This window comes from Mesobacillus jeotgali (assembly GCF_014856545.2).
In the GTDB taxonomy this organism is placed as follows: Bacteria; Bacillota; Bacilli; order Bacillales; family Cytobacillaceae; genus Mesobacillus.
The window spans coordinates 4,486,477-4,499,626 of the sequence record NZ_CP109811.1 but is presented as its reverse complement, the minus strand read 5'-3'; the positions used below and the strand labels follow the sequence as shown (position 1 = coordinate 4,499,626).

The window sequence follows — 13,150 nt, the reverse complement described above, 5'->3', positions numbered from 1 at the left end:
AAAAATTCTAAAAACGGAGGGAAAATATGAAGCTAGTATTACTTTCCGGAGGATCAGGCAAGCGTTTATGGCCTTTATCCAACGACACAAGATCAAAACAATTCTTAAAAGTACTACAAAGTAGCCAAGATCAAAAACAATCAATGGTTCAGCGTGTTTGGAGCCAATTAGGAGCAGTTGGCCTTTCGGACTCTTCAATTATTGCTACGTCCAAAATGCAAAGAGACATGATTCATAGTCAGGTAGGAATGGATGTTCCTCTAATAATAGAGCCAGAACGTCGAGATACCTTTCCGGCTATTGCTTTAGCTTCTGCTTATTTAGCATCTATTGAAAAAGCACATTCAGATGAAATTATTGTTGTCCTTCCAGTTGATCCGTACGTGGAGGATGGTTTTTTTGAAAAAGTAAAAGAACTAGAGAAGGTATTAATAGAGACCAGTGCAGATTTGGCATTAATAGGAGTTAAGCCGACATATCCTTCATCTAAATATGGATATATTGTTCCTAATAGTGAAGCAAATAGTAATGAATATATTACTGTAAATCATTTTACTGAAAAACCAAGCGAAGAAAAAGCTCAAACACTAATTGATTTAAATGCTCTTTGGAATTGTGGGGTATTTGCTTTTAAATTAAGCTTTTGATTGATATTATGAATCAAAAAGGCTTGCCAATTGAGTATGACGAGCTTGATATGATGTATAATATGCTTCCTAAGATAAGTTTTGATTATGAAGTAGTGGAAAAGGCTGAGCATATTGTCGCTATCCCTTATGATGGTTATTGGAAGGATCTCGGTACTTGGAATACCCTTACAGAAGAAATGGCAACATCTCAGTTAGGTAAAGGTGTATTAAGTGATGATTCTATTAACACCCATTTGATTAATGAACTTGATATTCCAGTTACTGTACTGGGCGTAAAAGATATCGTTGTTGCAGCTAGCCCTGATGGAATATTGGTTGCCGATAAAGCATCTAGTCCAAAAATTAAGGATTTAATTAGTGGATTTGAACAGCCGCCTATGTATGAGGAACGGATATGGGGTTGGTCCAGAGTACTGGATTATGCAAAGTATGATAATGGAGATGAGATGGTAACTAAACGTATATGTATTCATGATGGAAAGAATTCAAGTTATCATTATCATAATTTACGAGATGAAGTATGGACGATCGTACGTGGCGAAGGTGAATTAGCATTGGATGACCACATTACTCGGGTTAAGGCGGGCGATATCATTCATCTTCCAGCGGGGAAGAAGCATGGAATTAAAGCATTATCTGAGTTAGAATTTATTGAAGTGCAAACAGGCTTTGGTATAAGTGATGAAGATTTCACACGCCTATTATTTAAATGGGAAGATGTTATGGAGCATTTTAGTAAGGCTAAGGCAAAAGTAATTGTTTAATTTTTGTGGGAAAGGCGATGGCTCTTTCCCTTTTTTAATGGAGTCGAAGTGATATGAAAGTAATTGCTTATTACATTTCTGATTATGGCTATGGGCATGCTTCTCGGAGTATAGCTATTATAAGAGAACTTCTTCTTCGAGATTCTAATATACGAGTTATTGTTTGCCATTCATTTGCCGTTTCTTTTATGAAAGCTTCAATTCTTTCTAGGCGAGTTTCTTTCCGGGAATTAAATACTGACATAGGATATTTTTTAAAAAAAGGCTCCATTTATCCTGATAAAAGGTTGTTATTCGAAGAATATCTCAAGTTTATTAATGATTGGGATAGTCGACTTTTAGAGGAAGAAAAATTTTTGAAGATTAATCATGTGGATCTAGTGATATCTGATATTAGCCCTTTGCCTTTTGAGCCGGCTAGAAACTTGGGTATTCCTTCTATAGGTCTTTCAAATTTCACCTGGTTCACAGCTTACCAAGGATTGATTGAGGAAGCTATATTGACTCCACTTAAAGAGGTCTATAGTAAAATAACCTATTTCTTTTCATTAGCAGGAAGCAATGAAACATGGGGATCCGACTCCAAAGAGTATGGATTTTTTTCTAGAAAAGTTGATTTATCAGAAATCAATAGTATTAGAAATCAGGTTGATAAAAGTCATGAAAAGAAGATTGTTTTTTTAGGGCTTGGGATGAAAATTGATCAGGCAACATTTGATTTACTCCCTATATGGGATAGTCCTGATATAGAATTTGTTATTTCTTCAAATGTCCCAGTTAAAAGAGAGAATGTGCAACAAATTCCACTAGATTATGTTGAAACTCAGAACTATATAGCATCTTCTGATTTAGTCATAACAAAAGCTGGATGGGGTATGGTGGGTGAAGCATTAAACAATAATGTCCCACTATTAATATTAGAAAGACGTTCAATGACTGAAGATCAATCTACTATTAACTATTTGAAAAAATATAGCGCATGCGAAGTAATCGATTGGAATGAATTTAAAAATCTCCAAGTTAATTATTCATTTATTGATCGTTTAAATAAGAACTTGTTTAGAGATAAACATACTAGTAATAACTCTGTTAATGAAATTGCAGAAGATATCCTTAAAATTTTATATAAACAAGAACAATTTCTATAATTTGGGATATCCACCTGGGCGCTAGTTTCTTTATAATAGAGGGGTAATTAATTATATATCCAAATTTATTTCAAATAATTTAAAGGTGAGATGTTAAATGAAAATAGCTGTTGCCGGAACAGGATATGTTGGATTAGTAACCGGCGTTTGTCTTGCTGAAAACGGGCATAAAGTTACTTGTGTTGATATAGATGAGAAAAAAGTAGCGATAATGAGAGCTGGGGTTTCACCCATTTATGAGCCAGGGCTTGAAGAATTAATGCAGAAGAATATGCAGAGCCTTCATTTTACTACAGACTATCAGGAAGCCTATAAAGATGCGGATGTTGTTTTTATTGGGGTGGGAACTCCAGAAAAACAAGATGGTTCTGCTAATTTAACATACGTGTATGGAGTGGCGGAACAAATAGCTGAAAGTATCGAAAAGGATTGCGTAGTGGTTGTTAAGTCTACCGTACCAATTGGTACTAATGATAAAATTGAAGAAGTAATCAAAAGTAAATTAAAGAATAATGTTAATGTATACGTTGCTTCAAATCCAGAATTCTTGGCTCAAGGTACGGCAGTGAGAGATACTTTGCATGCGTCGAGAATTGTCGTAGGAGTAGAAGATTCATATCCTGGTAAAGTACTAAAAGAGGTTTACAAGAATTTCGATGCTCCAATCATTGTGACTAACAGAAAAAGTGCAGAGATGATTAAGTACGCTTCTAACGACTTTCTTGCTTTAAAAATATCATTCATCAACGAGATTGCTAACTTGTGTGAAATTATCGGGGCTGATATTGAAGACGTGGCACTTGGTATGGGCTTTGATAGCCGTATCGGAAACAGATTCTTAAATGCCGGGATCGGCTATGGAGGTTCTTGCTTCCCTAAAGATACGAAAGCACTTCACTGGTTAGCCAACTTCCATGATCATGAACTGAAGACGGTTAAAGCTGCAATCGATGTTAATGAAAATCAGAAGCTCAAGTTAATTAAAAAGTCTCGTAAATATTATGAAAGTTTGCAAGGTTTGAATGTTGCCGTGCTAGGTTTGACCTTTAAACCCGGTACAGATGATTTAAGAGAAGCTCCTACCCTGGTTAATATTCCTCTAATGCTGGAAGATGGGGCAAATGTGAGAGCATGGGATCCAGTTGGAGTTAACAACTTTAAAAAGTTGTACCCTAATGAGGTTGCGTACTGTGATTCAATAGAGAGTACTATAAAGGATGCAGATATTTGCTTCATTTTTACAGAATGGGATGAGGTTAAAGACTTTGATTTATCCAAGTACTCAGAGCTGATGAAATCTCCAATTGTCTTGGATGGTAGAAATTGCTACGACCTCAAGAGTACAAAAAAAGCAAGTATGATCTATGATTCAATTGGTAGAGAGACAGTAAATAGTCTTGAACCGTCATTAGTTTAGCAATAAATAGTTGCCCTTTCTTTTTTAGAAGGGGCTTTTTTACATATGGGGGAAGTGGAGGATTAACATGGATTGGAAAGAAACATTAGAGAAATGGACTTCATTTAGTGAATTACAAAACGAATTATCGGATAAATTAGATAAATTATCCAAGACAGCAACGGAGCTGGAAGATAGCTTCTATAAACATTTAGAATTCGGCACAGGCGGCATGCGTGGTGAAATAGGTCCTGGTACAAACCGTATGAACATTTATACGATTCGTCGTGCCGCTGAGGGGCTTGCACTGTATATTGCCGAAAAGGGTGAAGAAGCCAAGAAGCGTGGGGTTGCTATTGCTTATGATTCGCGCCATAAATCACCTGAATTTGCGTTGGAAGTTGCAAAAACGGTCGGAAAGCATGGTATTAAAACATACCTATTTGAAGAATTGCGACCAACACCGGAACTTTCATTTGCTTTAAGATATTTAAATGCCTTTGCTGGTGTGGTTATAACAGCAAGCCATAATCCACCTGAGTATAATGGTTTTAAAGTATATGGTGAAGATGGAGGGCAAATTCCTCCAGAGGCTGCAGATGAGATCATTCAATATGTGAATGCTGTAGAGAATGAATTAACGGTAGAGGTAGCGACTGAAGAGGAACTTTTAGAAAACGGTTTGTTAACTTACATTGGTGAAGAAATCGATCAAGAGTATGTTTCAAGCCTAAAAACTTTGCAATTGAATGCTGACATAGTTAAAAGTGTTTCAGATAATTTGAAGATTGTTTTTTCTCCTTTGCACGGAACAGGGAATAAGCCGGTTCAAGAAGGATTGAAGGCATTTGGTTTTACGAATGTAACAGTGGTAAATGAACAGGAAGTGCCTGATCCGAACTTTTCAACGTTGAAATCTCCTAATCCTGAAGAGCATGCTGCTTTTGAGATAGCTATCCGCTATGGAAAAAAAGTGGATGCTGATATTTTGATGGCTACTGATCCCGATGCTGATCGCCTCGGTGTCGCGGTGAGAGACCTGCAGGGGGAATATGTAGTCTTGACTGGTAACCAGATGGGTGCATTAATGCTGGAATACTTACTATCCCAGAAGAAAGAAAAAGGGTTATTGCCTGATAATGGGGTCGTAATCAAGACCATTGTAACTTCTGAAATCGGTCGGGCTATTGCGGCGGAGTACGGTATTCCTACCATTGATACCCTGACTGGATTTAAGTTTATTGGCGAGAAAATCAATGATTTTGAGAACACGGGAGAGCATACTTTCCTATTTGGCTATGAAGAGAGCTATGGATACTTAATCGGTGATTTTGTCCGAGATAAAGATGCGGTCCAATCTGCGGTTTTTGCTACAGAAGTGGCAGCTTTTTATAAAGCAAAAGGAATGACATTGTATGAAGGCTTGCTAGAGATCTATGAGAAGTATGGATATTATCAAGAGGATCTCGAAACAATTACTTTAAAAGGTAAAGATGGAGCAGAGCAAATTGCAATGCTTATGAGTCGTTTCCGTGAAGAACCAATAAAGGAAGTAGCTGCAATCGAAGTAACTGTGATTGAAGATTACCTGGAGAGTACACAATTTGATTTAAGGGGCAATAAAGAGTGTGCCATTGCATTGCCAAAATCAAATGTTCTTAAGTATCACCTAGCTGACGGGTCATGGTTCTGTTTGCGTCCATCCGGCACGGAACCAAAAGCGAAGTTCTACTTTGGTGTTAAAGCGGAAACACTGGAGACAAGTCGTGAGAAATTGCTAAGCATAAAAGAAGCAGTTATGAATAAGGTTCAAGAGGTATTATCCTAGAAAATAAATATAGCCTATCGAAGATTTATTTAAATCTTCGATAGGCTATTAAAACAATTAAGGACTAAATATATTTATCATTAATTTTATCCATCCAAACAAAGAAATCCAAAGTGGTATACTAAGTGATATACCCCATGAAAAGCCAACTGCAAAATTACCTTCTCGGTTCATTTCATCACATCCCAGTAATTTTGAGAAACTTATATAATATTATTCCCCTTGTCTGGGAGTATAACCTTTATTTGAAATGGGAATAAAATCCACAAATATCGATGAGTTATGACACCCATAAACAAAATGACAAAGTGCTACCAACCAAATCTCCTGAATCCCCTCGGTATTTTATATTTTCTGTCGTTAATTATATTTGGTAGAAAGCTAGAGCACAGATTTTAAAGCAACCAATCAGTAGTTTTACATAAAAAAGGCACTATAAGACGTCTTAACTTCTTTTCTTTATATACTTACTCAACAGTAGTTTCGCTTTTGTACATCAACCCTGGTTAATTTTTCTTTACTATATCGTAATCCCAAAACTATGTTAAATTGTAAATTAAGAAACAAGCTAATTACAAAGTAAAAACAGTGAGGATTTATGAAACGAATAAAAGGCTTTCAAAACTTAACCTTAAAATATAAACTGACCATCGCTTTTTCAAGCTTTATCATCATCCCTTTTCTGGCAGTGGGTGGAACTCTATCATGGCTTTATTTAGATTCCAACAGGAATACGACACTTTCTGCTGCGAGCCAGAATAATGATCAGATCATTAAGAACATCGATACGACGCTGAATTCGATTTTTCGATTAACAATGTATCCGTTTCATGACCAGGAGATATTTGAGATTCTTCGAAAAGATTATTCTAAGCTTGAGGAGCCAGGATATGAGCGGTCCAAAGATTTTGATAGGGTAAATGCTATGATCCAAAATAATATTCTCTTGTATTCTGATGTCATCGATTCCGTTACTATTTATCATATGAAGGATAAAAGCATCATTGGCAGGAGCAATGTCCAATATGTGAATTATGATTACCTGAAAAATGGATATCTGAAAGAACCTTATATAAGGGAGATTCTAAGTAAGAACGGGGAACATGTTACGATAGGTGTTCATCAGGAAAGGATGACAAATAAGAAAGAGCATGTCGTATCGGTTGGACGCTCAATCATTGACCCCTATACAAATGAAAGTATAGGAATTATTCTTGTGAATATTGATATCGGCAAGCTTAAGCAGTTATGGAGCAGCATTCAGTTCACAGAAAATACTGAGCTTTATTTGCTTGATCAAAACAATAGGGTGATATACAGCAATGAAAAGACCGAAATCGGCCATCATGCCAATACAATTTTTAAGGAGGATATCGAGTATGAAGATCCGCTGGAGGAGGTATCAGTCAATGGGAAAAAATCATTTCTCCTATCTTCTGCCTCGGATATCTCAGGCTGGAGAACTGTGACTGTTATCCCAAAGAGTGAATTGTTTCAGCTGCTCAATACTATATTGAAACTGATGGTCACAATTATTGTCGTCGGTCTTATTCTCTCCATTGTGGCAGCGATTTACATTGCGACGAGTATTACAAAGCCGCTGAAGGTACTCGAGGATAAAATGCTGTAGACGTCAAGTTTAATTTTACACTTTATGCTCGTTTCCTTTTTACACTTCTGCTGAAAAAATGCTTTTTCGGTTTTTCATCCGATGACTTTCCTCATCCTCGCCACCATGTACGACTTCAACACGATGAAGCAAACGGTCCAAAATAGCTGTCGTAATGCCTTGATCTCCAATTAAATTACCCCATTCATCTGGACTTTTATTTGAGGTAAGGATGATCGAACTTCGTTCGTATAAATGATTAATTAAATGAAAGAATAAGTTTGCTTCTCTCTGATCCATCGCCATGTACATCAAATCATCGATAATCATAAGATCGGCATTTCTAATCCGTTTGAGTTGGACTTTAGATTTATTCAAGTATTCTTCTGTCTTTAATAGCTGTACAAGCTCACCCATTGTAGCGAAGTAAACATTGAATCCTCTGTAAACGGCTTCGAGTCCTAGTCCGATTGCGATGTACGTTTTTCCAATGCCAGGTGGCCCTAGTAGAATTAAGTTGTATTGTTGTTCCAGCCAGCTTAACTCTCTGAGTTGTTTTAGCTGTCGTGCTGTCAGAACGTTTTGACCTTCCAGTTCAAACTCATCTAATGACTTCACGAAAGGGAAGCGTGCCCATTTCATTCTTTTATCAAGGCTTTTTGCTTCACGTTTTGCTAATTCATAACGCGTAAGAGATTCTAAGAATTCTAAGTAAGTCCAAGATGCTTTCTCAGCTTCGCGAAGAAGCTGTGGCAGCTCCTCCGCAGTCTCAGATAAGCGTAACTGACGAAATTGATCTTGTAATTCATGCACCGTCTTGTTCATTATGCTCGACCTCCTAAAATGCTTGTATACGCATTTAAAGAACGGATAGAGGCCTTGATATGAGAGTGTTTTGCTGAATTAGGATAAAAGGATTGTACCTCTTTAATCGGTTCATCACTCAATGTATCAAGGTGATGAGCGATATCGCGAAAATCATTCGCATTGTATAATTTCTCTGTCATGCACTTAGTCATCACAATATCAATTAATGCTGGGTACTGTTGAATCACCTTGTGGATGATCGCAAACTGGTCTCGACGATACCTTGGGTATCTTTGGCTGATTTCATCAAAATAAACAGCTGCCTGTGTCTGATCTTCAAAGTTAGAGATTAGACGTTGCTTAAGCTCTTCAATCCCTTTTGAACGATCACGGGTATGATGGCGGTTTTGAATGAGTTTTCCTTTTTCTGAGCTAATAATGTGTTCGGCAATGATTTCACCATTTACTTCTTTTCGGATTACAAGCATACGATGTTCGTCGCCTGTCACTTCAATCCATACAAGATTTTCAGTCCTTGTTTGATAAGTCCCGAGTGGGACGGAATAACGGTTTGACTTATAACGGATAGTGTTGTCCTTGCTTACACTTCTTGTTATACTTTGGTTATTGGTACTTTCATATGAAAGTAACGAAGAGACTGGCTGTAAGTGTTGCTTTTCGAGGAGAAACACTTCTGCTGGTCTTTTTTTTTGTTGTCTGGTGAACCTGATGGTTCCCCGTACGTTGAAGCCACTGTAGTGCTCGATTATTCCAATCTTCTATGTCGCTAAACACTCGACTGTCTGCGAAATTGCCTTTTATGTATTTAACTACATTTTCAATCATGCCCTTAGATTCAGGATCAGCTCTTCTACACAAGTGAACTTTAAACTTACGCTCATTCACATAGCTTTGAAATTCTGATGTTAAAAGCAGATGGCCTGCATTTTCACTCACTGTGATTAAGTGGTCCTGATCATAAACGATTTCTTCTGTTCGTCCTCCGTAAAATTGGAATGCATTTTCATGACACCTGATCGCATCTCTTGTAGTAAATGGACGTACCTGCCATTCCATATTGTTTTTGACATCCTTAAATTTCCGAAAGTTGACGGTATTGCCTGTCCAGAATTAGTCGATTATAATGTCCGTATATAATTCGAAACATTTCGACATTTATTCTGGAGAAAGGAAAAGACGTCCCCCATAATGTATAACTGCGCCAACAGTTATACAGGAGACGTCCCACAAAAAAGTATATGGTTATTGTATCAGATTATCAGCTGATTGAAAACACTCTTACTGGAGTTTTTAGTTAGGGGTGCGGGGAGGATCCCTTCCCCTTGCTGTGGTAAAGACATGTTGGTTAGAGGTACAAAGAATCGAAAAGCCAAGGATCATACAGGTCAGAGTAAAACATATAACATCCGAAGAATGCAGTGCACCAATTGTCAGACCATCCATCATGAACTTCCAGATTTATTGATTCCTTATAAACGCTATGAGGCTGAATGTATCGAAGACGTTCTTACGAACCCATCCACCCACATTGTTGCTGCCGAAGATTCCACTCTTTCAAGATGGCACGGTTGGTTTCATCAATTAATGGATTATTGGATCGGCTGTTTGAACTCCATCATGATCAGGACCAACCAGGGAAAGATCCCCCAGGATGTTACGTCCAAATGTTCAGGGACCGCACTTCAAAGGATAGGACGCTTGGTAGGAGATGCCAATGGATGGCTGACAAGAATTGTCCGGCCCATCGCAAATATAAATTTATGGTTACACACCCGTTCCGCATTCATTGTCCAATAGAACCTGATTTACACTCGTGATAGACACAGAGAGGAGAATGTATCATGAGTGATCATAAGAAATCAGAAGAATTGGCAGTGCAGCGTTTTCAGCTGATATCCCCTTTATTGGCAGAGGGGCTTGACGCTGGGAAAGTAAAGGAGTTAAGAGACCAGATAGCGAAGGCTAGCGGTCTTTCTGAAAGAACCATCAGGCGATATTTGGCTCAATTTCAGGTAGATGGGTTTGGAGGACTAAAGCCGCAAGGAAGAAAAGGTGCTCAAAAGTCTGAGGCTATCCCTCCTCATTTATTGGAACAGGCAATCCTTCTGCGTAAGGAAGTGCCGAGCCGGAGCGTGGCTCAAATCATACAGATACTCGAGTGGGAAGGGTTGGCTGAACCAGGGCAGATCAAAAGGTCAACGCTCCAGGAAAAGCTCACTGAAAAAGGTTACAGCACACGGCATATGCGACTCTACTCCCAGACAGGAGTAGCTGCCAGGAGATTTCAGAAGCGACATCGCAACCAACTCTGGCAATCAGATATCAAGTATGGCCCTTACCTGCCAATTGGTCCGAATGGAATGAAGAAACAAGTATATCTTGTCGCCTTTATCGACGACGCCACCAGATTTGTGCTTCACGCAGCTTTCTACCCTACTTTGGATTCAAGGATCATTGAAGATGCCTTTCGGCAGGCCATACAAAAGTATGGTGTTCCAGAAGCTGTTTATTTTGATAATGGAAAGCAATATCGAACCAAATGGATGTCGCGTACCTGCTCAAAAATAGGCACCCGCCTTACATACACAAGGCCATACTCAGCTGAATCAAAAGGGAAAATTGAACGCTTTAACAGAGTAATAGATTCATTCATAAGTGAGGCTGTCATCGAAAAACCCAATACACTTGATCGTCTGAATGAGCTTTTCCAAGTGTGGCTGACAGAGTGTTATCAGAATAAGCCTCATTCTGCACTTGGGGAGAAAATCAGCCCGGAAACGGCATTTCGTTCAGATAAGAAAGCGATTCGGTTCATCGATCCGGATACGTTGAGTAATGCATTTCTCCATTGTGAAACGAGGAAAGTTGATAAATCAGGATGCATCAGTTTCATGGATCAAAAATATGAGGTGGGCCTGACATTCATTGGACGACAGGTTGAAGTTGTTTATGACCCTGCGAATATCGAGGAGCTAACCATTGAGTTCGAGGGTCATATTCCATGGAAAGCCAAGAAGCTGGTCATTGGGGAAAGAGCTGGGAAGCGTCCTGCATTACCTGAGCACCTGCAGGTGCAGGATGTAGAATCTTCAAGACTATTAAAGGCAGCTGAACGAAAGAACCAGGAACGTCAAACTGAACAGAAACCTGCCGTGACCTTCCGTGCCGTTTGGAAGGAGGATGATTCTCGTGTTTGAAGCCTTCTATGAAATGGATTACACACCTTTCGCCAGAGATCTTCCGACTGATCAATTGTATGATTCCTCGATGATGCAAGAAATCCTTGGAAGGCTGAAGTACACAGCTGAAAGACAGCTTTTCGCCGTTCTGAGTGGGGATAGTGGTACTGGAAAGACTACGACCATCCGTAAGTTTGTGGACAAATTGGATAAAAGGAAATTCCATATCCTTTACCTGTCTGACTCTAAGTTAACACCTCGGCATTTTTACAAAGGTCTTCTGGAACAGTTAGGCTCCGAAGCGAAGTTTTACCGGGGAGATGCAAAACGGCAGCTTCATCGTGAGATTGAATTAATGAAAGGCATACGAGGGCTACAACCTGTGGTGGTAGTGGATGAAGCCCATCTTCTGGACCGTGAAATGCTTGAAGAGGTTCGTTTCCTACTGAACTTCAAAATGGATTCGCAAAGCCCGATGGCGCTTATCCTTGTCGGTCAAAGTGAATTATGGGATCGACTTCGGCTCCAATCATACGCAGCCATACGCCAAAGAATCGATATCCAATTTCAGCTAGGACATCTCGATCGTGCCCAAGTTGAAGAATATGTTTCTAGGCACCTTCGTTATGCCGGAGTTGACCAACCAATATTCTCTGACGGGGCTCTCGATGAAATCCATCGGTTTTCTGGTGGTGCCGCAAGGCTCATAGATAAACTCTGCACGCATAGTCTACTCTATGGCTCACAAAATGGCCGAAGGATCATTGACGACCATATGATCAAGCAAGTCATCCAGGGTGAACTTTCATGAAAAGCCGTTGGAAAGAAATGAATTACAATGAAGAGTTGGATTGTTGGGTTGTATTTTGGGGGGACAATGCTGGTTATAAGATGCGATGTGGAGAATGGTTTGATCTTCATCTAGGTAATGGCAAGACTCTTTCCTGCCGTCTGGAACTGGGTAGGGATTGGTATATTTTCACTGGTCGTAACGACGTAAAGTTCTATCTTAAGAAAAACGAGACGTACCAAGTTGACTTGTAAAATCGTTGGGAAGCAGGAAAACTGCCTCCCTTTTCATTTTGGACAGGAAATCCGTCAGTTTTCGGACAATTAGTACCATCAATTTCCGGACATTGTAGAACGTCATTAACACCATATATTTATGTCTGGAGTGAGCGAGTACAAAGGCAATAAAGTACAGTTTGATTTCTTTGTTGTTTATCGTCTTCTGTTTTGTTTCACCCCAGTCTACCTGAAGCTGTTTGCCCATTGGTTGTTCAGGAACTGCTTCGTATTGACGAACGATGACCTTTTTCTCAATCTGATAGACTTCACGAATATTTTTCACATAAGTTCTCACAGTACTTCCACCGACCAATAGGTCGGGATATCTCTCCAAAAGCCAATCATGAATTTGAGCACTACTCAGGTGAGGATACTCTTCTAGCCAGGCAAGTATCCAGTCTTTATAATGATCCAATTTTTTCTTCTTCCCCAAAGGTTGTTCCGTATACGCTTTTGCTTCATCAAATGACATTTCTAAATACTTATAGACAGTTGGTCTTGAGATCTTAAGCTCCTTAGCAATTTGTGCTACTTTAAATTTTCTTTTACGTAGTTCATGAATCTTTACATATAACACTAACTTCTCCTCCAAAAACCCTAACCTCCAGTAAAATAACATCACTATCTATTTTACTAAAGTAGTAGGTTGATTGAGCAAAAGTGTAAAATCTAATCAAGCA

9 protein-coding genes and 3 pseudogenes are annotated in these 13,150 nt (G+C 39.0%); 9 read left to right on the top strand and 3 right to left on the bottom strand.

Annotation, left to right across the window (positions count from 1 at the left end):
• Positions 1 to 26 precede the first annotated feature (26 nt).
• From FOF60_RS22820 to FOF60_RS22800, 5 genes and pseudogenes are all read left to right on the top strand, one after another.
• Positions 27 to 1,414: pseudogene (locus FOF60_RS22820) on the top strand (sugar phosphate nucleotidyltransferase).
• 53 nt (positions 1,415 to 1,467) lie between these two features.
• Positions 1,468 to 2,562, top strand: coding sequence for a glycosyltransferase (locus FOF60_RS22815; RefSeq protein WP_192471069.1), 1,095 nt, complete (start codon positions 1,468 to 1,470; stop codon positions 2,560 to 2,562).
• Between the two features lie 97 nt (positions 2,563 to 2,659).
• Positions 2,660 to 3,979 carry a UDP-glucose dehydrogenase family protein gene (locus tag FOF60_RS22810; protein ID WP_192471068.1) on the top strand — a complete coding sequence of 440 codons (1,320 nt, stop codon included), beginning with the start codon at positions 2,660 to 2,662 and terminating at the stop codon, positions 3,977 to 3,979.
• 67 nt (positions 3,980 to 4,046) lie between these two features.
• The gene (locus tag FOF60_RS22805; RefSeq protein ID WP_192471067.1) at positions 4,047 to 5,786 is read left to right on the top strand and encodes a phospho-sugar mutase; all 1,740 of its coding nucleotides are present in this window, start codon (positions 4,047 to 4,049) and stop codon (positions 5,784 to 5,786) included.
• 598 nt (positions 5,787 to 6,384) lie between these two features.
• Positions 6,385 to 7,416, top strand: a complete 1,032-nt coding sequence (locus tag FOF60_RS22800) for a cache domain-containing protein (RefSeq protein WP_192471066.1) — start codon at positions 6,385 to 6,387, stop codon at positions 7,414 to 7,416.
• Positions 7,417 to 7,455: 39 nt separating this feature from the next.
• Here the strand turns inward: FOF60_RS22800 and istB are convergent, their stop codons facing one another.
• On the bottom strand, positions 7,456 to 8,220 hold the full coding sequence (gene istB / locus FOF60_RS22795; RefSeq protein WP_192473832.1) for an IS21-like element IS643 family helper ATPase IstB: 765 nt from the start codon (positions 8,218 to 8,220) through the stop codon (positions 7,456 to 7,458).
• Positions 8,220 to 9,279: pseudogene (locus tag FOF60_RS22790) on the bottom strand (Mu transposase domain-containing protein); the annotation flags it as partial. The gene istB and the pseudogene FOF60_RS22790, both read right to left, overlap by 1 nt.
• 210 nt (positions 9,280 to 9,489) lie before the next feature.
• On the opposite strand from FOF60_RS22790, the gene FOF60_RS22785 reads away from it, so the two are divergent.
• From FOF60_RS22785 to FOF60_RS22770, 4 genes are read left to right on the top strand one after another with little or no spacing between them, the layout of a single operon-like run.
• On the top strand, positions 9,490 to 10,020 hold the full coding sequence (locus tag FOF60_RS22785) for a DUF6431 domain-containing protein (protein ID WP_225650527.1): 531 nt from the start codon (positions 9,490 to 9,492) through the stop codon (positions 10,018 to 10,020).
• A 44-nt stretch (positions 10,021 to 10,064) separates the two neighbouring features.
• The gene (locus FOF60_RS22780; RefSeq protein WP_192473827.1) at positions 10,065 to 11,420 is read left to right on the top strand and encodes a DDE-type integrase/transposase/recombinase; all 1,356 of its coding nucleotides are present in this window, start codon (positions 10,065 to 10,067) and stop codon (positions 11,418 to 11,420) included.
• A complete protein-coding gene (locus FOF60_RS22775; protein WP_192473828.1) occupies positions 11,413 to 12,213 on the top strand; it encodes an ExeA family protein in 801 nt (266 codons plus the stop codon). The genes FOF60_RS22780 and FOF60_RS22775 overlap by 8 nt, the downstream gene beginning before the upstream one ends.
• Positions 12,210 to 12,446: a DUF5348 domain-containing protein gene (locus FOF60_RS22770; protein WP_192473829.1), complete on the top strand. Its 237-nt coding sequence runs from the start codon at positions 12,210 to 12,212 to the stop codon at positions 12,444 to 12,446. Before FOF60_RS22775 ends, FOF60_RS22770 begins: the two co-directional genes overlap by 4 nt.
• A gap of 112 nt (positions 12,447 to 12,558) precedes the next feature.
• Here FOF60_RS22770 and FOF60_RS22765 read toward each other — a convergent pair.
• Positions 12,559 to 13,047: pseudogene (locus tag FOF60_RS22765) on the bottom strand (helix-turn-helix domain-containing protein); the annotation flags it as partial.
• Positions 13,048 to 13,150 lie beyond the last annotated feature (103 nt).